This window comes from Streptomyces acidiscabies (genome assembly GCF_020010905.1).
Taxonomy (GTDB): Bacteria; Actinomycetota; Actinomycetes; order Streptomycetales; family Streptomycetaceae; genus Streptomyces; species Streptomyces acidiscabies.
Window position 1 is genome coordinate 26,867 of sequence record NZ_JAGJBY010000001.1, and the last position, 21,539, is coordinate 48,405.

The window sequence follows — 21,539 nt, forward strand, 5'->3', positions numbered from 1 at the left end:
ACGAAGCCCTGTCGCCGTGACTCGTGAGTACAGCTTAGGCCAATGCCCGCGCGCGTGTCCGGAGAATGAGAACGTCCGTGAGCCGGGCGTGCGCCCCCATGTCACAATCCCGCCCCGAACAGCCTCACCCCCACCCGCACCACCGGAACCCCCGAAACGACGGATTAGGCTGCCCTCATGCCAAAGAAGCGCTCGGGCGGTGGTCTGTCCACGACGCAGCAGGCCGCCAAGTTCCTCGGTGTCAGTGTCCTGTCGGGCGCGGTCCTGGCGGGGATCGCCCTGCCGGCCGTCGGCGCGCTGGGCCTCGCCGCGAAGGGGTCGGTGGAGTCGTTCGACGAGCTCCCGGCCAACCTGAAGACGCCCCCGCTCAGCCAGCGCACTGCGATCCTGGACGCCAAGGGCAACCGGATCGCGTCCGTGTACTCGCGCGACCGCACGGTGGTCGACCTCAAGGACGTCTCGCCGTACATGCAGAAGGCGATCGTCGCGATCGAGGACTCGCGCTTCTACCAGCACGGCGCGGTGGACCTGAAGGGCATCCTGCGCGCGCTGAACAAGAACGCGCAGAGCGGCGGCGTCTCGGAGGGCGCCTCGACGCTGACCCAGCAGTACGTGAAGAACGTCTTCGTCGAGGAGGCCGGTGACGACCCGACGAAGGTCGCCGAGGCCACCCAGCAGACGATCGGCCGCAAGATCCGCGAGCTGAAGTACGCGATCCAGGTCGAGGAGGAACTCGGCAAGAAGAAGATCCTGGAGAACTACCTCAACATCACGTTCTTCGGCCAGCAGGCGTACGGCGTCGAGGCCGCGTCGCAGCGGTACTTCTCCAAGCACGCGAAGGACCTGAACCTCCAGGAGTCGGCGCTGCTCGCGGGCATCGTCCAGTCGCCGAGCCTGTACGACCCGATCAACGACGAGAAGCAGGCGACCCTCCGCCGCAACATCGTGATCCAGCGCATGGCCGAACTCGGCGACGTCTCGCAGGCCGACGCGGACAAGGCGAAGGCCGCGCCGCTCGGCCTGAAGGTCACCCAGCCGAAGAACGGCTGCATCACCGCCGTCAAGGGCGCCGGGTTCTTCTGCAAGTACGTCGAGAAGGTCTTCCTCAACAACCCGGTCTTCGGCAAGACCAAGGAGGACCGCGCGAAGGTCTGGAACCAGGGCGGCCTGACGATCCGTACGACCCTGGACCCGCAGGCCCAGGAGTCCGTGCAGGACTCGATCAAGAGCCACGTCTACCAGTCCGACAAGGTCGCGACGGCCGTCACCCTCGTCGAGCCCGGCACCGGCAAGATCCTCGGCATGGGCCAGTCGAAGCCGTACGGCTACGGCAAGAACGAGACGGAGTACAACTACTCCGTCGACTCGGCGTACGGCGGCTCCAACTACGGCTGGCCGACCGGTTCGACGTTCAAGCCGTTCCTCGCGGCGGCGGCGCTGGAGGACGGCAAGCCGGCGAACCAGGTGTACCCGGCGCCGTACGACATGCCGTACCCGGACCGGGTCTCCACGTGCAGCGGCAAGGACTGGCGCAACACCGAGAACAGCACGGTGGAGAACGAGAGCGAGTCCGAGGTCGGCCCGTACGACCTGCGCAAGGCGATGGAGCTCTCCGTCAACACGTACTTCGTGCAGATGCTGGAGGACGTCGGCATGTGCCCGGTGTCCAAGATGATCGACGGCCTCGGGGTCGTGCAGGGCAACGGCGACAAGGTGCCCGAGCGGCCCGCGTCGATGACCCTCGGCGCGACCGGTCTCTCCCCGCTGACCATGGCCAGTGCGTACGCCGCGTTCGCCTCGCGCGGGATGTACTGCACGCCGGTCGCGATCGAGTCGATCACGCAGACCGTCGGGAACACGAAGAAGTCCCTCGAAGTGCCGAAGTCCACCTGCTCGCGGGCGATGAGCGAGAAGACCGCCGACACCGTCAACGCGCTGCTCAGCGGGGTGGTCGACTCCGGTACCGGTAAGACGGCCGGGCTCAAGGACCGTGACAACGCGGGTAAGACGGGTACGACCGACTCCCGCAAGAACGCCTGGTTCGTCGGCTACACCCCGAACCTCTCCGGCGCGGTCTGGGTCGGCAGCGCCACCCAGAAGGTCGAGATGGAGCGCATCTGGATCGGCGGCGAGTACCACTCGCTCGTCTACGGCGGCGACACCCCGGGCCCGATCTGGAAGGACGCCATGACCGGCGCCCTCTCCGGCAAGGACTCCCCGAGCTTCAACACGGTCACCATCCCCGGCAGCAGCCTGGACAACAACGGCAACAACGGCGGCCGGGGCAAGGGGAACGGCCGGGGCCGGGGCAACGACAACAACAACGGCGACAACAACGGCGGTTTCCTCGGCGGCCTCGTCGGCGGCGCGAACGGCGCGAACACCTCGACCGGCGGGGCGTCCGGCGGCTCGAACAACGGCGGCTCGGGCGGCGACTTCCCGACGCCGACGATCACGGGCCTCCCCGAGGGCCTGTTCCGTGGCAACAACGGGAACGGCAACGGGGGGCGGAACTGAGGTCCGGTCGCTGACCTGAGAAAGGGCGCCCTCATCCTCGTACACATTCGTACGGTGATGAGGGCGCCCTTCGTCATGAGGTCGCCGGGGTTTCGGCTGGTGTTGCTCGGGGAAGCCGGGCGGCGGTGGTCAGCCTGCCAGGAGCTTCTTGACCGTCGCCGCCACCCGGCCGCCCTCCGCGAGGCCCGCGACCTTGGGGTTGACGAGCTTCATGACCGCGCCCATCGCGCGGGGGCCCTCCGCGCCGGACGCCTTGGCCTCGGCGACCGCCGCCGTGACGATCTCCGTCAGCTCCTCGTCGCTCAGCTGCTTCGGGAGGTACTCGGCGAGGACCTCGCCCTCCTCCTTCTCCCGCGCCGCCTGCTCCGCCCGGCCGCCCTGCGCGAACGCGTCCGCCGCCTCGCGGCGCTTCTTCGCCTCGCGGGCGAGCACCGTGAGGACCTCGTCGTCGGAGAGCTCGCGCTTCGTCGTACCCGCGACCTCTTCCTTCGTGATCGCGGTGAGCGTGAGGCGCAGCGTCGAGGAGCGCAGTTCGTCGCGGGCCTTGATCGCGGTGTTGAGGTCTTCCTTGAGCTTGGACTTGAGCGTGGTCATGACGTCGATTGTGGCAGGTGCGGGAGGGAGGGGGCTTCTTTATTACGAGGGGGGCTTGTGGTCAAGGGGCTCGGGCGGGTCTGACACGATGGGGGGATGCGCGCGCGTTATGGAGTCCCCTTGGGAATCGCGGCGGCCTGCGCCGCCGGACTGGTCTACTCCGCCGGGTTCGAGGCCCGTTCGTTCCGGCTGCGACGGGTGACCGTGCCCGTGCTGCCGCCGGGGATGCGGCCCCTTCGGGTGCTTCAGGTCTCCGACATCCACATGGTCGGCGGGCAGCGCAAGAAGCAGCGGTGGCTGCGGTCGCTCGCCGGGCTGCGGCCCGACTTCGTCATCAACACCGGCGACAACCTCTCCGACCCCGACGGCATCCCTGAGACGCTGGACGCGCTCGGGCCGCTGATGGAGTTCCCGGGCGCCTATGTCTTCGGGTCCAACGACTACTACGGGCCCAAGCTGCGCAACCCCGCGAAGTACCTCTTCGAGAAGGCGAGCGGGCGGCACGGGCTGAACGGCAACGCGCCCGCCGTCGACGTCGTCCACATCGACTGGGAGAGCCTGCGGGACGGGTTCGACGGGGCCGGGTGGCTCAACCTCACGAACACGCGGGGGGTGCTGAAGGTCGAGGGCGTCTCCATCGAGCTGACCGGGCTCGACGATCCGCATATCCGGCGGGACCGGTACGAGCGGGTCGCCGGGGGGCCGTCCGCTTCCGCGGACTTCTCGATGGGGGTGGTGCATGCGCCGTATCTGCGGGTGCTGGATTCCTTCACCGCCGATGACTATCCGCTGATTCTTGCGGGGCATACGCATGGGGGGCAGGTGTGTGTGCCGTTCTATGGGGCGCTGGTCACGAACTGTGATCTGGATGCGGGGCGGGTGAAGGGGTTGTCTACGCACAGTGCGGGGGGGCGGACCTCGTTCATGCATGTGTCGGCGGGGTGTGGGGCTAATCGGTATACGCCGGTGAGGTTTGCTTGTCCGCCGGAGGTTACGTTGTTGACGTTGGTGGGGCGGGAGTAGGGGGCTGGGGGCGGCGTTGGGCGCGGGGTGGCGTTGGGCGCGAGGCGGCGTGGCGGGGCGTGGCGTTAGAGAGGGCGGGCATATTTTCGTACGGTGTTTCCGTAGCACCGCGTCCCTCACTCGGCCCACCCGGATCGCCCCGTATGCCCGGTTTCCCTAGCTTGGGGGCATGACCGCTCCGATACCCCGGGACATTCCCGATCTGCCGGCGATTCCCCGTACGCACGCGCTGTTCCCCTCGTACGTCTCGCACGTCCCGGCGGCTGCGGTGGTCGCGCCGGTACGGCGGCCCCTCGCCGCGGTGCTGCGGCTGCTGCTGGCCGGGGCGGCGGCGGGGAGCGTGGGAATGGCGGTGGCGCTGGGCGACCCCTTGACCGTACTGAGCTGGTTCTCCGTACAGAGCGCGTTGATGCTGACGCTGGTGACGGCGTTGTCGGCGCGGCGTGCTTGGACGGCGCGGCGTCCGTTGCCGGGGGCGGTGACGGGGGCGGTGCTCCTCTATACGGTGACCGGCGCGCTGACGTACCACCTGCTGCTCGCGCACAACGCGCAGGCCGCGCCGCTGACCGGCGGGACGGGCGGGTGGCACGCGGTCACGTCCCACCTGCTGCATACGGCGATCCCGGCGGCGGCCGTCCTCGACTGGCTGCTGCTGACGCCGCCGGCGAGGATGCGGCTGCGGCAGGCGGCGGCGTGGCTGGTGTATCCGCTGTTGTTCCTGGGCTTCACGCTGGTCCGGGGACACCTCCTGGGGGCCGGCGCTTCCGGCCGCTACCTCTACCCCTTCCTCGACGCGGCGGCCGACGGCTACCGGCACACTCTGGCCAACGCGCTCCTCCTCGGGCTCGCCGTCTACGCCCTCTCCCTCCTGCTCACAGCCCTCGACCACACCCGCCCCAACCCCATCCGCCCCCACCCCAAAACCGGATTTCGTCTCCGGCCGCCGGTGGGCTAAAGTTAACGACGTCGCCGCAACGAGCAGGATTCGCAGCGGCATCGGGGTGTAGCGCAGCTTGGCAGCGCGCTTCGTTCGGGACGAAGAGGTCGTGGGTTCAAATCCCGCCACCCCGACAGTGTTTGAGCAGGTCAGGTCCTGTGCTGAGAGATCAGCGCAGGGCCTGATTTGTTGTGCGGACCCGTTTTGGGAGCCAGTTGGGAGCCAACGGAGGGTGATCTTCAGACCCCGGCTCCCTGCGGCTCCCGGCCAGAGGTCTACCCAAGGCTTGTCGTAGGGAGTCCACAGACGGTACGACGATCGTCATGCACCGATGGTCTCCGTTGAATGATCGGCAACTCGCGCTCCTCACCCGCGTCGGGGACGGAACCGACCCCGTAACGTCAGACAGCCCCGATCTCGCCCTCACGGCTCGCGCGCTCAAGGACCGGGGCCTGGTGACCATGCCCCGGAAGAAGGGGAGGTGGCAGGCGGAGATCACTGACGCGGGGCGCTTCTACCTGGAGCACGGTCATCATCCCGACCGTCCGGAACTGGTGCCAGGCAAGCCTCGGTCGGCGGCTCCTGAAGGCAAGACGCCGACTACTGCTGGTCCTCCGCAGGATGCCGCTCCCCCTGCCGAGACGCAGCCCACCCCAGAACGTGTCGTGGAATCCCCGCGCCCATCACCGGCAGCAGTTGGGCCGACTCTCATCGCACAAGTACAGGAGGCTGGGCGCTTTCTTCGCATCCCGAACCCCAACGACGAGGAGCGGGCTCGCTACCGCCGGGCCTTTGACGCTGCGCGGCAGTGTGCCCCGAAGGGGTACCACCTGAAATACACCGGGCGGGAGAAGGGAGACCTCCTCTTCGGGCTGCTCCGGGTGAGCGGTGAGGACGACACCGAGTGGAACCGGGTCCGGCTGGCGCGCAGTCGTGTGATCACGGACGTTGAGGATGTGCTCGCCGCAGTCGGCAGGGACCACAGCGCCTTCGAGGTCTCCGAGGAAGTTCTGCCGAGGGTACTCGCGCTGCTCCGGTTGCTTGCCGAGCAGGCTCTCGCTCGGTACGGCGAGATCAAGGTGTCCAAGAAGCGCAGGCAGCCGAGGCCGCTGCTGACCGTCCACGGTCGGACGTACGAGGTCGGCTTCCGTGAGCGGCAGAAGCAGGTCCGGTACGTGCCCAAGGAGCCGGGGCGCCGTACGTACCACTGGCAACGGGTCACCCCGGCGCAGAAGTTCGAACCGTCCGGTGAACTGGAGCTGGTGGTCAGCGAGAACTCAGGCTACGGGTACGGCCACGGCTGGAAGAAGGAGTGGGCCGATACCGCCAAGAAGCCGTTGGAGGAGCAGATCGGCTCGGTCTTCCGGGCGTTGAAGGCGCGAGCGGAGGAACAGGAACGGGCTCGGCTGGAACGCGAGGCGCAACAGCGGCGGCTGAGGGAGGAGCGGGCGAAGCAGGAGGCGGAGCGGCGTCGGCTGGAAGCGGAGCAGGTGGAGCGGACGCGGCAGGAGTGGGAGGCCGCCGTCGGCGTTGCTTCGATCAAGGCGGTTCACGCGGTACGGAACGAGCACTTCGGCACGGCTATGGAGCGGTGGCGGGACGCGGGCGAGATCCGGGAGTTCTGTGCCGCTCTGGACGAGGCTGCGGACGCCTCCGAGAGCGCCCTCGAAGCCGAGAGGCTGCGGGAGTGGTCGGCCTGGGGGAAGGCGGAGGCGGATCGGCTTGATCCCCTCAGGGACGACAGGGGGTTGGCTGTTCTCAACTTTCACGCGGAGCCGACGGGAGATCAGCTACGGCCGTTCCTCGACGGCTGGCATCCACAACGACCGGAGAAGGAGAGGAAGCCCGCCGCCCAGCCGACGCCACCGGAACCCGATCCGTGGCGCGGTGTCAGCGACGCACATCGGGATCAAGGCTGGCGATATGGACGCCCAGGTCGCGCTCAATGGTGGAGGCGATGACACCGTGGCCCCGGTCGCGCAGGGCCTTGGCCGCCTTCTCGACCAGTTCTCCGAGCCGGATGACCTCGGCGCGCAGGGCGACCAGTTCGTCGTAGCGCTCGGCCTTGTCCTCGCCGCACCAAGCGCGGACGGTGCGTAGGACGGCCGCCTCCGCGTCCAGCTTCCGGTCGTCCCGGCGGCCGTAGTAGTACCGGGAAGGCTGGGCGCGCTCCTGGTCCAGGTTCTGCTGTTTACGGTCCACCTCCGGAAGGATCTCGTCGGCGAAGCGTCCGGCCATGTGGCGGGCGATCCGCTCGGTGACCGGCCACCCGGCCAGGCACGTGCCGTGGCGGTTCTCGTACACCATCGCGTCGGCGCGAAGTTCGGCGGCGTCCATGCCTAGGAGTGGTGCGGTCTCGTCGAGGCGGCTCAGTTCCAGGACGCCCGCGTCCGCCACCGTACGGCGCAGGCGCAGCCTGTTCTTCGGGCGGACGAAGCCGAGGATCATGCGGGCGGCCTCGAACTCCGCGCCGCCCCGGACGTGACGGGATGCCTCGGCCAGGGCCGACTCCGCCGCGTCGTCCGCGCGGAACGTGTCGACCTCCGCCCACGGCACCACGAGCGAGCCGGAGCCGACCCACTCCTGCAAGCCAGCGGCATCGCCTTCGAGGAACCGGACGTGGATGCCGCCGGACCTGCCGGGGCCGCCCACTCGAACGATCTCCACCTCGCGAACCGCGCTACCCAGGTCCTTCGGCCTCGCGCGGTATGCCCAGTGCTCGCCAGTCTCCATGGGTCTATTGAGCCAGATCTGTCGGGCCTATCGCTGGGGGTTCGCTGACAGCGGCACTTCGCCTGTAGCCGCGCCGAGAACCTGCTCAGCAGTGGTCAGCCATCAGGCGCGGGTGAGCCAGCGCTGGCGTTCGGTGTCGGTGACGTGGGTTCGTTCGTGGTCGAGTTCGAGTTTGGCCAGGTGGGCGTAGTGGTCGATGACGTCCGTGCCGAAGGCGTTGCGGGCGAGGGCGCTGTCCTCGAAGACGGTGAGGGCGTCGGCGAGGGTGGGGAGGGCGGGGATGTGGTGGGTGCGGTAGGAGTTGCCGGTTTCGGGTGGGCCGGGGTCGAGTTTGTGGTCGATGCCGTGGGTGATGGCGGCAAGGGTTGCGGCGAGTGCGAGATAGGGGTTGGCGTCGGCTCCGGGGACGCGGATTTCGAGGTGGAGGGTGTCGTCGTGGCCGATGACGCGGATGGCGCAGGTGCGGTTGTCGTGGCCCCAGTTGAAGGTGGCGGGGGCGAAGGAGCTGGGGGTGAAGCGTTTGTAGGAGTTGGTGGTGGGGGCGTAGAAGGGGGCGAGTTCGGGGAGGGCGGTGAGGAGGCCGGCGATGGCGTGGCGGGCGGTGTCGGAGAGGTTGCCGTCGGGGGCGTTGAGTTGGGGGGTGTTGTTGGACCAGAGGGAGAGGTGGAGGTGGAGGCCGTTGGCGCGGCCGGTTTCGGGGGCGGCCATGAAGGTGGGGGTCAGGTCGGCGTGGGTGGCGAGGGTGCGGACGGCGTGTTTGAAGAGGAGGTGGTTGTCGCAGGCGTCGCGGGCGGGGCCGTAGGGGAAGGTGACTTCGACTTGGCCGGGGCCTGCTTCGGTCTTGATGGCTTCCACCGGTATTCCGGCTTTGGCGAGGGCGCGGACTCTGCTGCGCAATTCCAGGGTCAGGCCATGAGTCGGTAGGCGAGGTGTTCGAGGCGGCTGCTGCGGGTGTGGTGCCGGTCGTGTCCGGTCCAGTACGCGTCGAGCCGGATCACGTTGAGCGCGGTTGCGGAGAAGGCGTGCTGGAGGCGGACTTTCGGCAGTCCGCGGTAGCGGGCCCGGCGCATGCCTGTGATGTCCAGGGCCTGGTTGATGGTGCCCTCCACTCCCGCGCGCAGGGCGTACTTGGCCTTCCAGGTCTCGGTCTTCTGCTCGGCGCGGGCCCGGACGAGGGCCTCGTGCGGTTCCCTGGGGCGCAGGGTGAGCATGCGCCGGCCCAGCGCGGAGCTGGTGCACTGTTCCTGGAAGGGACAGGGGCGGCAGGTGCGGACACTGAAGGTGATGACGATCGCGTCCGCGCCGTGCTGTTTCACCGGGTTCCAGTGCGCGCTGCTCTTCCCGGCGGGACAGCGGACCCGGCGGGCCTTCCAGTCGATGGCGAAGGCGCTCTTGCCGAAGCCGGCGTGGGCCTTGGCCTGGGTGGAGTGGTCCAGCCGGACGGGGGTGACCATGCGGGTGCCCTGCTTCAGGGCGGCGGTGATGAGATCGGCGGAGGGGTAGCCGGAGTCGAGGTAGTGCTCGCCGGGTTTCACCCCGTGCTCGGCCAGGCGCCGTTGAACAGGCGCGGTCGCCTTCACATCGGGCACGGTGGCGTCGGTGGTGAACACGTCCGTGATCAGGTTCGGTGCCGCCGGGACCCCGGCTTCGGCTTCGGCTTCGGCTTCGGCTTCGGCTTCGGCTTCGGCTTCGGCTTCGGCTTCGGCTTCGGCTTCGGCTTCGGCTTCGGCTTCGGCTTCGGCTTCGGCTTCGGCTTCGGCTTCGGCTTCGGCGGGAGTGTCGCAGGTCTCGGTGAGGTGGACCTTGTAGCCCATCCAGAACAGGTCTTCGCCTTTGGCCGCCCAGCGGGCATCGGGGTCGTAGGGGGAGGCCAGGCGGAGTTGGCCGGGCGGGACACCCTCGTCGTCGGCGTCCCGCTTCTTGATCACCTCCCGTCCCCGGGTGTCGGTGTGCAGGTAATAGGTCTGCACGAGAATCTGCCGCAGGAGCCGCACAGACTCGATCTCACGGATCCAGCCGGGGGCGTCGGGGGCCCATGCCGCCCGGCACAACGCCAGGGCATCCTGCCCGAAGACCTGCGCGAGCCGGTCACGTTTCGTCTGCGAGGACGGCATGCGCCAGCCGTCCACCCTCGGCCCGTAACGGTGGGCGAACTCGACCACATCGACCTGTCCGGCCAGCCAGGCCGGTGCCGCGACCGCGAGCGCCTCCAGGGCCGCCCGCACGCTCTCCCCGGCGAGCTCCAGACGGTTCAAGTCCCGCACCGCGCTGATCACATGGGTGGAATCGGTGCGCTGCTTGCCCCCGGCGGTCACCAGGCCCCCGTCCTTGCAGTGTTCCAGGAGCCGGTCGAAGACCACCCGTTCCATGCCGTGCCCGGCCAGCCGGGTGCGGAACCGGCTCAGCACACTCGCGTCGAAGCCCGTGTCCGTCAGCTCGGCCCCGAGCGCGTACTTCCAGTCGATCGCCCGCACCGCCATCGCCGCGGCCTGCCGGTCGGTCAGATCCTCGGCGAACTGCAACACCGTAACCAGCGACAACACCCCCGGTGGCAGTCCCGGGGCACCGCGCACCCCGAACGCGTCGGCGAACGGCTCGTCGGCGAAGACCTCCGCGAGCCGATCACGCACCCGGATCGCCAGGCTCCCCTGCGGGAACGCCGCCCGGGCCACCGCCGCAGTCTGTGCCGGAATCTCCGGCAGCCCCTTCGACCGCATCGACAACCGCATCACCCCCACGGCCGCACGACAGGACAACGGCCGCACAGACGATCATCCCGCGCCCAACCGTCACCCCGCACGGAATTGCGCAGCAGAGTCTCGGTGCCGCAGGCAGTGAGCGCCAGGGCCGCGAGTGCTGCCATCGCAAGCATGAGGTGCGGGTGGCGTCGGGGGCTGGTGGTGGTGTCGGCCGAGGCAGAGGGTCGTCTCATGCACCAAGTCTTCGAGCCAGCCACAGTTTCGCCTTGAGTACGCGTACTCAAGTGAGTAGGACCGTGCGCTCAAACTGCTCTGAGGTGTGGCCACGCTTCAACCATGCCCAAGTCAACTTCCTTGAAGATAAAAGAAGTTGGCTCTCTACCACATGCGGATCCTTCGCACAGAGAGTCGAATGGGAAGTACGAGGACAGTCTCTTCACGGGTACCACGCCTCAGACCTCCCGGTGTGTTTCCTTCCCTACCCGCGAGCGAGCGCACGTGATTGCAGAAGCTCGTTGAGCACGCGCACCTGCGAAGTGGGGCACATCGCCAAGCGCGCGTCGAGCGCCGTCTCCCACTGCTCGGTCAGCGCGAGCATGAGGCGCTTGCGCATCCCGGGGGTGACGTGGGCGTAGCGCGCCGAGACGGAGCCGTCGATGTGGCCCATGCGGTCGTCCATGAGGACCTTCGGGGTGCCGAGGTCCTCCATCACGGTCCGGTGGGTGTGCCGGAGACCGTGAGGGGTGAGGCCCTTGGCGATCGGGAGCCAGCAGGCGTCGGCCCGGTCAGCGGCCCCGCGGCCTCGGGCCGGGACGCCGGGCCAGGGCTCGGCCAGCAGGGGTACGGGGCGTGCCTCCTGCGGTGCCTTCTTCGGGTACCAGCCGGAGACCGCGGGAGCGAACAGCCACGTCGCGAAGCCGTTGCGGCGCCAGTGCGCCGCATGCTCCGGGATCACGCCGCCTCGCACGAAACCCAGGTCCGCGATGGCCTGTTCCACCCTCAGCCGCTTGGTCTCGGTGACGCGGTCGGGGTGGTTGAGGACGTTGGACACCGTGCCCGTGGAGACTTCGGCACGGCGTGCGACGTCGACGAGTTTCGCGCCTTGGTGGCCGCCGGTCCGCGCGGCTCCCTGGCCGCGGAAGACGTAGGTCTTGCCGTGGCACGGGCAGGGCTTCGGTTTCGTACGGGCAACGTGGTCGGCGACCAGGGCCGACAGCCAGTCCGTCGCGTCGATGGTGCGGTAGCTGTCGTCCTTGGGCGGGCAGCGCACGAACTCGCCCGTGTCGAGCTCGTACAGCTGCCACTCGACGCGGACGGAGCCAAGGCGGGCGAACTCCGTCTCCAGGCCGACGATCTCGCCCCAGCGCATGCCGGTGTACCCCTTGAGGACGACGGCGACGAACTCGTCGTCGCGGCCGGAGAGCAGGGCGGCGCGCTCGGCGGTCAGCAGGATGCCGAGGGCGTCCGTGACGACTTTCTCCGGGCCACGTGAGCGGGAGCGGCCGGCGCGTTTGCCTCGTCCGCGTCGTCGTGCCGCCGGGTTGGAGGTGATCAGGCCCTCGTCGATCGCGTCCTCAAGGATGAGGTGGAGCGTCGAGCGCCAGGTCTTGACGCTGGAGAGGGCGTAGAGGGCCTTCTCCCTCTTCTCCCACAGGTCGATGTCCGTGCGCAGGATGCCGGCGAGCGCCTTGTCCTCGAAGACCGGGAGCAGGTGCTCCTCGATGTGGCGCCTGTAGTTCTGCATCGTCGAGGCCGCCAGGTCCTGGGCGGCGTACCAGCGGTTCGCGTACTCGCCGAAGGTCTCCTGGCCGAGCGCCGGGTCGCGCCAGTCGCCACGCCGGTACTTGTTCTCGGCCTCGCTCGCGGCACGCTGGGCCTCGCCCTTGGTCGCGAACCGGATCGCCTTGCCGTTCTCGTCGACGACCGTGAGGTGCTTGCCGGGAGCCGTCTTGTACCGGCCGCGCCAGTAGTTTCCCCGCTTCTCCGCGAAGCCCAACTTCCTTCTTCCTCCTTGGCTCTTGGGCGGTGGCTGGGTGGGGTGCTCGCTACAAGGCGGTCTCGTACTGGGTTCGGCGCGGCGGCCTGGCCTTCAGACGTCCCGTCGTCCCGGCGGTCACCGACCGAAGCTCCGGGGTGGCACGAGCGCGTACGGCCGGGGGATTTGTCACGGGCGCGTTGCTGCGGGGGCGCTTCGGGTGCTCTTCGTGGAGGCGGACGATCTCGGCGAGGTGCGCGGCGGTGAAGCGGTAGGCGCGGCCGACGCGGGTGTGCGGGATGAGGCTGCGTCGGGCGCGGTCCTTGACCCACCAGGCGGAGCAGCCGAGGGCTTCTGCGATCTCCTCGGGTCGGTAGAGGCGGGGCAGGGGGGCTCCGCGCTCAGGGTGAGCGAAGTGGCGTACGAGGGCGGGGGGTATCTCGGGGTCGTGCAAGAAGAGCGGGTCCTCTTTCGGTGGGGTGCCTGTGCGGGCAGCGGTGCCGGGCGGGCTTCGTCGCGTGGTGGCGTACCGGGTGAGGCGCGGAGGGCCTGCGTCAGGGCGACGAGTTCATGGATGCCGTGCGCGGCGTCAAGCGGGTTCGGCGCGGAAGTTCTCGGCGGTCCGCATTCCGGCCGAAGCGATTTCCAGGAATCGGTTTTCCATACCCATATTGATAGCCCTGACTCGCCGGTTTGGTGAACCGGCGATCGTCGGCTATGTTGCGCTCACTCCGGCGATGGGAGTTGCCACCGGGCCACCTTTCAAGCAAAAGGCATGAGAGGCGCCGATCCGTAGGACAGATGCTCTGACGTGGCATGTTGTGTTGTAGCTTGCCTTCCGAGGGAGGTCAACGCCTTCTCGATGTGATCCTTCTGGCTCGGCCTTGCGGGCAACCGATTTCGGCGACCGGCAGTCTGGGATTACGATTTGGAGAATGCCCAGGGGTACGCGTTCGCCGTCAGCTTCCTGGGTTCTTCGAAGAAACTCTGGACTTCTGCGGTATTGGTGTGGCTTTCTTGGCTGGGCGAAGCCATCAGCCCCCTCGGGCTTGGGCTGTACCGCCCCCCTCTCCCCCGCGCACCGCCCGGCAAGGGCGCCGCATCTCCACCTGCCCTCCGAACCCAGGAGCCGCCGAACCATGAGCCTCGACGCCCGCGAGTGGGTGTGGGACCACAGCCGAAGCAAGGGCACCGCCCGCATGGTGCTCGCGTTGATCGCCGACCGGTGCCGGGACGGGAGCTGCGTCGCGTACGCCTCCGTGCCCACCCTGATGAAACGAGCGAACGCCTCCCGTACCGCCGTACGCGACGCCCTGGCCAAGCTGATCGCCGACGGCGAGCTGGTGGCGCTCGGCGATCGCAAAGGGCCGCGGGGAGAGACGTACTACCACCTACCGGAAGCTGCCCGGTTCCTCGCGGAGCGCGGCGTCGGAGGGGACCGGAAACCGGCCTCCGGGGTATCGGAATCCGACCCCGTCGCCCCCTTCGAGGAGGGACCGGAAGCCGACCCCGGGCAACGGAATCCGAGCCCCGGAGGGGACAGATTCCGACCCGGCACAGGTGCGGAATCCGACCCCCAGAACGGTAGAGAACTGAAAGTGAACGGTAAGAGCAGCAGCTCTGCACCGCTCATCCCCGCCGATCGATGGCGGATCGACGACGGCACCCGAGCCTGGCTCCAGAGCCACGGCCACCTCGACCGACTCGGCGAGGACGCCCTGCACTCCACCGACAGGAAGTGGCGCTCCTACCGGGCCGCCTGGGGGCCGCGCACAGCCGCCGCGTGGACGGCCGACTGGCGCGCGTGGATCGCCCGAGAGCGCACCCCTGCCCCCGACCGCCCGAACCTGCCCGGTGGCACCCCCGCCCCGCCCACCCGCATGACGCGCGCCGAGGCGCATATGGCCGCTCTGCTCGCCGCCATCGATGAGCCGACCAGAATGGAGTGACCCGCCCTTTGGACCGACGCGAAATCGCCGCCGCCCTGGCCTACATCGGCCGCCTCGACCCCCGCACCATCCGCACCAGCACCGGCGAGGCCCGTGCCCAGGTCGCCCAGTGGCAGGAGTTGCTCGACGACGTGCCCTTCGCCACCGGCCACGGCTGGGACGTCCGCGAGGCGATACGGTCCCACATCCTCGACTCGCCGTACCCGATCCTGCCCGTGGACATCTCCCGCCGATGGCACGCCCACCGACGGGACCGCCTCGACCGGCACACCGACCCCACCCCCGCCGCCGACCCCGACGATCCGGCCGCCTGGCGAGCCGAACTGCTCCGCACTTGCAAGGCAGTCGCGGCCGGCGCGGCCCCGCCGTCCACGCACCGGCAGATCACCGGCGGTGGACCGCCTCGCGACATCGAGGAGCGGCTGCGCGAAGTCGGGTCGTGCATTCCGCCGGCCGTACGAGCCGAGCTGACCCGCTACCGTCCGGCCCTCGCCGCACGCGAGGTCGCCAACCCTCGTGGCACCCCTGACGCACTCGGCGTCCGATGCGAGTGGTGCCACGCGCCTGTTGGCGTCCCGTGCCGCCGGAGAAAGACGGGGCCGGACGGCGCAGTCCGGGGCAGCGCCGTACGAGCGGTCCCCCACCCGTCGCGCGTCGACCGCGCCGCCGCGCTGCCGGCCGTGTGACGCGGCCGGAGCTCGGTCCTCACCGCAGCTTCCTACGCCGGTCCCGGACCGGTCTTGTCCGGCGGACAAAGGCGTTCCGATGGGCGTCTCGGGGACCGCGTTCCGGGGCCGAGAGCGCGATGTCAGGGGACCGGACCCCGGGTCCCGGTAGCCCACTTCCGGGGACCGACACGTACGGAAACGTCACGCGGCGGAACCGGGGACCGAGACGGCACGGGACCGGGGACCGCACGGGACCGTTCCTCTGGAAACCGCAGCTCAGGCGGGCTGTCGGGCCGGTCCCCGAGGCGTCCCCGACAGTGGGGACCGACGCCTCGTCGGCGCACGCGGTCCGGGACCGGTCCCGGACAACAGCGGGACGGTCCCGCTGACGACATGTCACGGGGACCATCCCGCTGACGGCATGTCCTGGGGACCGGTCCCGGACAAACGTCGTGTCCCGGTCCCGGACCGTCCGGGACCGTGCACAGCCGCCGGGCTGTGGGGACCGGTGCCCACAGCTCCTGCTTCGACCGCAATTCTCAGCCCGCCAGCTCTGCCCCGACACCCGTCTCGAACCGCATCCCGCAGCAGCGGAGAGCCCTCGGCTATGCCCCATCCCTCACCGGGCAGCTTCTCGGCGGCCCAGCTTTCCAGCCTCTCCCCCGCTCTCACACCTCGGAGAACCACACGTGCGCGAACGACACCCTGACCACCTCCGCACCCGTCAGCAGGAGATGCAGACCACCCCGACCACCAGCGGAGCAAGCAATGGCGATGGACCGTCCACGGGCCGTTCCATCGCAGCCCCCTCCGCCCCAGGGGTGGCGGAGGGGACACTCCGGCGCGAGGGCGCACCGGAGCGGGAGGGGATGGGCGATGCCACTGCCGCCGAGCAGCGGCCAGCCGTCGTACGCGCTGCCGACGAAGCCGCGCTCCACCGCGTCGCCCGTCGTCGAGAACGCGATGCCGAACGCCGAGAGAAGCGTGTCGATGTGCGATACAGCGTCGAGGAGAAGGCCGAGATCCTCGCCAAGGCCAAGGCACTGGGTATCACCGGCGCGCACCTGGTCGGCGCGGTCGTCATGGCGTTCGTCAGCGGCGAGACGCACCTGCCCGACCAGCGCACGGTCTACGACGACGTGATCGACGAGTTCGCCGCCCTGCGCACGCAGATCGCCCGGATCGGCACCAACGTCAACCAGATCGCCCACCGCCTCAACTCCGGCGGCCATCCACACCCTGTGGACGCCGCCGTTCTGGAGCGGGCCGACCGCGTCCTGGCCACCGCCCGGAACGCGGTGAAGGCCGTGGACGAGGCCGCTTTCCACGCTGCCGAGCGGAAGACGAGCCGGACGTGATCGCGAACATCGTCAAGCCGGGCAGCAACACCCGTGGCGTGCTGATCTACCTGTTCGGGCCGGGCAGGGCGACCGCGCACACCGACCAGCACATCGTCGCCTCCTGGGACGGCTTCGCCCCGGACCCCGGCCCCGAAGACAGTCGGGGCCACAGGGAGCGGATGAACCAGCTCGTCAAAGCCCTCGACCTGCGGGTCGAACAGGCCAGCGATCGTGTCCCGAAGGGACACTTGTGGCACTGCTCCCTCCGCGCCGCGCCCGAGGACCGGACCCTGACCGACGCCGAGTGGTCCACCATCGCCCGCCGCGTCCTGCACGCCACCGGCATCGCCCCGGACGGTGATCCGGACGGCTGCCGCTGGATCGCCGTACGCCACGCGGACGACCACATCCACATCGTCGCCACCAAGATGCGCGGAGACCTTCGCCCACCGCGCAACTGGAACGACTACCACCGCGCCATGACCGAACTCACCCGCATCGAGACCGACTTCGGCCTCCACCAGGTCAACCGCGACCGCGACACCTGGCCGGCCGCCAAACGGCCCACGCGGGCGGAGACCGAGAAGGCCACCCGCAACGGACGCGACCGGGCCGTGCGCGAACAGCTGCGCCTCACCGTGCGCACTGCGCTCTCCCACGCCCACACCGTGGAGGAGTTCCTCAACCTGCTTGCCGACGCCGGTCTACAGGTCGAAACCCGCACCCTGCCCTCCGGCGACCTCCAGGGCTACAAGGTCGCCCTCCCCGACGACATCGGCTCCGGCCTCGAACCCGTCTGGTACTCCGGCTCCAGCCTCGCCACCGACCTGTCCCTGCCCCAGATCCAACAGCGACTCGCCGCCGTCAAACCCTCGCGGATCGAGCACCGCCCCAACCCGTGGCACCAGGCCACCGCCGGCATCGAGCGCATCCCCCACCACCTCGCCCAGAACGATCCGGCGACAGCCTCGGCGCACCTGGTGGCGTTCGGAGAGGTCCTCTACGCTCTGCCCGCCTTCGCTCCCGCACACCTGCGCGCCGAGCTACGCAAGGCGGCCATCGCGTTCGAGTACGCGGTCAACACCCGTGCCCGCGTGGACCATCACCATGCGGGCGCGCTGCGCGGCGCCCTGAAGACCATGCGCCACCACCCCGCCGACGACAACCTCGTGGCCATGCTCGTGGACGCCGCCATCCTCGCGGTCATCGCCGTGCGCCGCAGGAACGCTTTGGAACATCACAACCAGCGGGTGGCCGCAGCCCAGCAGACCCTGCACCATCTCCAAGCCGCGTACGGACGGGCCGCGTCGACCCCGCTGTCGCAGCTCGCCGAACGAAGGCCGCCGGTCGACGTCAGGCACCGATACGCCGAGCACCTGCGCAAGGCCGTGCCCGCCCATGCCGAGCAGATCCTCGCGGAGGCCGGCTGGGACGCGCTGACGGCGGTCCTCGTGGATGCCGAGCGCGCAGGCCACAACCCCGCTTCACTACTCCGGCAGGCAGCGGGGCAACGTCCGCTGGACGATGCCCGATCACCGGCAGAAGTGCTCACCTGGCGCGTCCAGCGGCTCGGGGCACGCCATGTTCCCAGCGCTCGCGCACGTACGGCACAAGCCCGCAGCACCGCTGCCTCTGCCCGGTCCGTCTCAAGGACTGCGAAGCAGATCGCTCCAGCCATCACGCCGCCAACATCGCGTCCGCATCGGCCGTGGTGACAGGCGGAGACGGCGTGAACCCTGGCTCCGTCAACAGGATGGAGCGAACGCCGGCCGGACTTCGAGAGCCAGGACGGCAAGGTGATGACGCTGTTCGTCTATTCGAAGATCCTCGGGCCGTACGCGCACCCGGAGGACCCTCGGCTGGAACCCGCCCGGCGGACGGCTGAGCGGGTCATCAGGGAGCTTCAGGCGGGCTGACGGCGGGAGTGGGCGCGCAGAGCCATGGTCACGTGGCCGACAGCAACGCCCCGATCTCTTCGGCGCAGCCCCAGGAGAGCGTGACGCCGGCACCTCCGTGCCCGTAGTTATGCGCGAGCACGGTGCCGTCCTCCGCCCGCTCCGCCTCCACACGGACCGTGGCACGGGTCGGCCGGGCGCCGATCCGGTCCTCCAGGAAATGGGCCTCGGCGAGGCGAGGTTCGACCTGGGTGCAACGGGCCAGGATGTCGGCCGTCGCCTTGCCGTTGGGGGCGAGGTCGCCTTCTCCGTCGATGGCGGTGCCGCCCAGGACGACGGTGTCGCCGTGGGGGTAGATGCACAACAGGTCCGGCGAGAGGCCGGTGTCCTCGGAGAAGAACTCGGTCAGCCCCGGGTTGGTGACGACGACGTGCTGGCCGCGAATGGGCCGAAGGCTCGGGTCCGGCAGCAGATCCTTTGCGCCGAGGCCCGTGCAGTTGACGGTCACGGTGGCCGGGCCGACGTCTGCGAGCGAGGCCAGGCGTAGCCGCTCCACTGTTCCCCCAGCGGCACCGAGCCGATGCAGGAGGTAGCCGAGGTAGGTGGGCATGTCGATCAACGGCACTGTGAAGCGGTAGCCGGCTGAGAACCCGGCCGGCAGTTCAGCCGGGTCGCACGGCCGGAAGCCGGGGAGGGTGATGGCCCAGTCCGGTGGCGCCTCCGCAGTGCGGGATGCCTCGATGCCGCTGGTGAGCCGGACACCCGTGGACGGGCTCTCGGCCAGCTCGCGGAAGACTGCCAGAGATCGTTTTCCCCACTGGTCGACCTTGTCCTTGGGTTCGACCAGGTACGGCCCCCACATCGCGCCAGCCGCCAAGGACGTGACGCCCGGCACCTGCTCGGCGATCACGTGCACCGAGGCTCCGGCCTCTGCGAGAACGACGGCGGTGGTGAGACCTGCCACCCCAGCCCCGACGACGACAACGCGCTCCCCTACGGCCATGCTCTTGACCCTAACGGCCGGGCGATGCCGACGGGGCGTGCTCAGCGAGGGCGTGCTCCAGGCTCGGCAGGAAACTGCGCACGTGAGCGTTGCGCTGTCGGCGGCGCAGGTCTGCGGCGAGTTGGTGGAGCAGGGCCGCGCTGCGAGGCGAGCGCACCGCGTCGAGACGGCCGGCGACGATCTGGCCGACCTCACAGGCCGCCTCCAGGTCACCATGGGCGCTGTGGCCCAAGGCAAGCCAGGCGCCTTCGAACATGGCCCTGCGCTGGCTGGGGTCGCCACGCGGGACGTCGTACGCCCCGGAACGGAGCATCTCCGCCCCCTGGGCGAGAAAGCGCCGTCCCCGCGTACCGCCGCCCGCCTTCAGCTGCGCACGGCCCATCTGGATGAGGCCGTAACCGGCCTGACAGTCCAAGTGGTTGTCGGTGAGGAAGTACATCCAGCGGGGCTCCTCCTGGCCGCCGTCCCGGCGGGCGATCAATTCGCGGGCGGCTCCTCGGGTGTAAGCGAAGTCGTTGTCACGGCCGGCGGCGGCGTACGCATACGCGAGCCGGGACAGGACGGATGCCCGGACGACCGGCGAGGCGGCGTCGCTGGCGCGACGGGCCGCCTCGCCGAGGGCGATGGCGTCCGCCGGGTGGCCCCGGCTCGCGGCCTGGAAAGAGAGGTCGCCGAGGATGTGGGCGCACAGGGGAAGGTCGTTGACCTGGTGCGCCGCCCGCAGTGCCGTGGCGAAGTAGCGCTGGGCCAGACCGTGGTCGGCGGCATCGAAGGCCATCCAGCCGGCCAACTGGCCGATTTCCGCAAATGCACGGATCAGACGGCTCGCGGTGGTGGAATCGTGGCCGCCTTCACGGATCAGTAGACCGACCGCACGGAACTGGGCTCCCACGTAGGGGAGATGCCGTGCTCCACCGTGCTCGTCGTCGAGCGCGGAGAGCATGGGCAGATGCTGTTCGACCTGGTCCACGAGCGGATCGGTACCCGCGGAAGCCGCGATCCGCGGCGCGTACCGGCCCCGCCCCGCTGTGCCGTCGAGGTACTGGGCGACGATCGCGAGGAGCCCCGCGCCCGAGATCGCGAGGAACCGGCGCCGGTCGACGAGCCCTCCCATCACCCAGTCCTCCACGATCGCCTCCATCCCCTGCACAGTCCAGGGTCGTGCGAGATCCGTGTCGGCTGGAACGAGCACCGAGGAGTCGCCCACACGGCCCTGCCAGAGTTCAGCCACCGAGACAGGTCTACCCAGTTCTTGGGAGAGCACGTAGGCGGCCATCCCCGGTAGGGGCGAGCGCGGCAGGGAGCCAGCGTCCCGCCAGTGGTAGGGCGCCGATTCAGCGACCGTCCCCGCTCCGAACACCCTGTTGAGCTTGCGAGCGAGTGCCTTGGGGCTCCACCCGAGTTCGTCCAGGCATCGCGCCAGTACGGCGTTGGGTTCCCCTGCCTGCGGTGCCACGTGCGACCACCTCTTGCCTCAGTGGTTCGGTTCGTCCATCAGCTGTCGCGATCCCTCATGGTGGCGCCCAAGGGCGGCGATTCACCTCCTCCCCAAGGAAGTTGACCGAGTTGACCCATTGATCGGGTCCTGCGCGACCAGGCTCCTCCGGTGTTCTTGGAGTCCGGCGTAAGTCGCCGCCTTCGGTGCCGACGGGGAAAGAGGTGGGCCTTGAGAGACCGCACGAGCACTTCCTTGAGCCGTCCGGACAGAGTGCGGGAACGCAAGGTCTTTGTCGCCGGACAGGGCGACGTCGGCGTCACGCGTGCCACGACGCTGATCGCGGGTCTGCCATACGGGCCGAAGGCGGCTGAGGTCGCACGGGAGGCGGTGGCGGTCGTGCTTCACGGCATCGACGCTGACCTCCTCGATGACGCCCGTCTGATCACGTCGGAGCTCGCGACGAACGCGTTCGCCTCCGGCCGTCCGCCCCTGGTCCTGTGCATCGACCGCACGAACCCAGCCGTCGGCGTCCTGAAGGTCGAGATCACCGTCACCGACGGCGGCTGTTCCCACCCCGCGACGCCGTCTCCTCAGGCTCCCAATGAGGAGGCTGAATCGGGACGAGGGCTGGTCATCGTCGAGGCCCTGGCCGATGCCTGGTCGCTGACGACCGGTCCCCACGTCACCCGCGCCTGGTGCCGACTCACCCGTGAGGCCGGCTCTTCGACGGTCGGCATCTGACGCCCCGTTCGCGACAACCCTCTCGAA

17 protein-coding genes and 1 tRNA gene are annotated in these 21,539 nt (G+C 69.4%); 10 read left to right on the top strand and 8 right to left on the bottom strand.

The genetic code is table 11. The features are described from left to right. The first annotated feature begins 177 nt into the window (after nucleotides 1-177). Complete coding sequence (locus tag J8M50_RS00125) at nucleotides 178-2,517, top strand: transglycosylase domain-containing protein (protein ID WP_010350931.1); 2,340 nt, start codon at nucleotides 178-180, stop codon at nucleotides 2,515-2,517. A gap of 129 nt (nucleotides 2,518-2,646) precedes the next feature. Here the strand turns inward: J8M50_RS00125 and J8M50_RS00130 are convergent, their stop codons facing one another. After that, nucleotides 2,647-3,111, bottom strand: a complete 465-nt coding sequence (locus tag J8M50_RS00130; protein WP_010350929.1) for a GatB/YqeY domain-containing protein — start codon at nucleotides 3,109-3,111, stop codon at nucleotides 2,647-2,649. Nucleotides 3,112-3,207: 96 nt separating this feature from the next. Between J8M50_RS00130 and J8M50_RS00135 the strand changes: the two genes are divergently transcribed. The 4 genes from J8M50_RS00135 (at nucleotide 3,208) to J8M50_RS00150 (ending at nucleotide 7,032) form a co-directional block, all read left to right on the top strand. Further along, nucleotides 3,208-4,134, top strand: coding sequence for a metallophosphoesterase (locus J8M50_RS00135; protein WP_010350927.1), 927 nt, complete (start codon nucleotides 3,208-3,210; stop codon nucleotides 4,132-4,134). Between the two features lie 169 nt (nucleotides 4,135-4,303). Continuing rightward, nucleotides 4,304-5,089 carry a Pr6Pr family membrane protein gene (locus tag J8M50_RS00140; protein ID WP_010350925.1) on the top strand — a complete coding sequence of 262 codons (786 nt, stop codon included), beginning with the start codon at nucleotides 4,304-4,306 and terminating at the stop codon, nucleotides 5,087-5,089. 42 nt (nucleotides 5,090-5,131) lie between these two features. Then, nucleotides 5,132-5,205, top strand: a tRNA-Pro gene (locus J8M50_RS00145). Nucleotides 5,206-5,736: 531 nt separating this feature from the next. Beyond that, on the top strand, nucleotides 5,737-7,032 hold the full coding sequence (locus J8M50_RS00150) for a hypothetical protein (protein WP_223786127.1): 1,296 nt from the start codon (nucleotides 5,737-5,739) through the stop codon (nucleotides 7,030-7,032). Here J8M50_RS00150 and J8M50_RS00155 read toward each other — a convergent pair. From J8M50_RS00155 to J8M50_RS00175, 5 genes are all read right to left on the bottom strand, one after another. Next, on the bottom strand, nucleotides 6,962-7,804 hold the full coding sequence (locus J8M50_RS00155; RefSeq protein WP_029183453.1) for a hypothetical protein: 843 nt from the start codon (nucleotides 7,802-7,804) through the stop codon (nucleotides 6,962-6,964). The genes J8M50_RS00150 and J8M50_RS00155 overlap by 71 nt on opposite strands. A 102-nt stretch (nucleotides 7,805-7,906) precedes the next feature. Beyond that, nucleotides 7,907-8,701, bottom strand: coding sequence for a type I glutamate--ammonia ligase (locus J8M50_RS00160; RefSeq protein WP_075779138.1), 795 nt, complete (start codon nucleotides 8,699-8,701; stop codon nucleotides 7,907-7,909). Between the two features lie 8 nt (nucleotides 8,702-8,709). After that, complete coding sequence (locus J8M50_RS00165) at nucleotides 8,710-10,560, bottom strand: transposase (RefSeq protein WP_223786128.1); 1,851 nt, start codon at nucleotides 10,558-10,560, stop codon at nucleotides 8,710-8,712. A gap of 421 nt (nucleotides 10,561-10,981) precedes the next feature. Then, entirely contained in the window at nucleotides 10,982-12,499 is a 1,518-nt protein-coding gene (locus J8M50_RS00170; protein ID WP_010350920.1) for a LacI family DNA-binding transcriptional regulator, read from the bottom strand. 49 nt (nucleotides 12,500-12,548) lie between these two features. After that, the gene (locus J8M50_RS00175; protein WP_010350919.1) at nucleotides 12,549-12,932 is read right to left on the bottom strand and encodes a helix-turn-helix domain-containing protein; all 384 of its coding nucleotides are present in this window, start codon (nucleotides 12,930-12,932) and stop codon (nucleotides 12,549-12,551) included. A 685-nt stretch (nucleotides 12,933-13,617) separates the two neighbouring features. Between J8M50_RS00175 and J8M50_RS00180 the strand changes: the two genes are divergently transcribed. From J8M50_RS00180 to J8M50_RS00195, 4 genes are all read left to right on the top strand, one after another. After that, nucleotides 13,618-14,427: a DNA-binding protein gene (locus J8M50_RS00180; RefSeq protein ID WP_010350918.1), complete on the top strand. Its 810-nt coding sequence runs from the start codon at nucleotides 13,618-13,620 to the stop codon at nucleotides 14,425-14,427. Nucleotides 14,428-14,435: 8 nt separating this feature from the next. Continuing rightward, on the top strand, nucleotides 14,436-15,113 hold the full coding sequence (locus J8M50_RS00185) for a zinc finger domain-containing protein (protein WP_029183450.1): 678 nt from the start codon (nucleotides 14,436-14,438) through the stop codon (nucleotides 15,111-15,113). 851 nt (nucleotides 15,114-15,964) lie between these two features. Next, nucleotides 15,965-16,453, top strand: a complete 489-nt coding sequence (locus tag J8M50_RS00190; protein WP_370516605.1) for a MobC family plasmid mobilization relaxosome protein — start codon at nucleotides 15,965-15,967, stop codon at nucleotides 16,451-16,453. Further along, on the top strand, nucleotides 16,450-18,150 hold the full coding sequence (locus tag J8M50_RS00195) for a relaxase/mobilization nuclease domain-containing protein (protein WP_010350915.1): 1,701 nt from the start codon (nucleotides 16,450-16,452) through the stop codon (nucleotides 18,148-18,150). The genes J8M50_RS00190 and J8M50_RS00195 overlap by 4 nt, the downstream gene beginning before the upstream one ends. Nucleotides 18,151-18,379: 229 nt before the next feature. Here the strand turns inward: J8M50_RS00195 and J8M50_RS00200 are convergent, their stop codons facing one another. Further along, a complete protein-coding gene (locus J8M50_RS00200; RefSeq protein ID WP_010350912.1) occupies nucleotides 18,380-19,333 on the bottom strand; it encodes an FAD-dependent oxidoreductase in 954 nt (317 codons plus the stop codon). Nucleotides 19,334-19,343: 10 nt separating this feature from the next. Next, nucleotides 19,344-20,789: an NsdA family TPR-like regulatory protein gene (locus tag J8M50_RS00205; protein ID WP_029183449.1), complete on the bottom strand. Its 1,446-nt coding sequence runs from the start codon at nucleotides 20,787-20,789 to the stop codon at nucleotides 19,344-19,346. Between the two features lie 234 nt (nucleotides 20,790-21,023). Between J8M50_RS00205 and J8M50_RS00210 the strand changes: the two genes are divergently transcribed. Then, complete coding sequence (locus J8M50_RS00210) at nucleotides 21,024-21,512, top strand: ATP-binding protein (protein WP_223786129.1); 489 nt, start codon at nucleotides 21,024-21,026, stop codon at nucleotides 21,510-21,512. Nucleotides 21,513-21,539 lie beyond the last annotated feature (27 nt).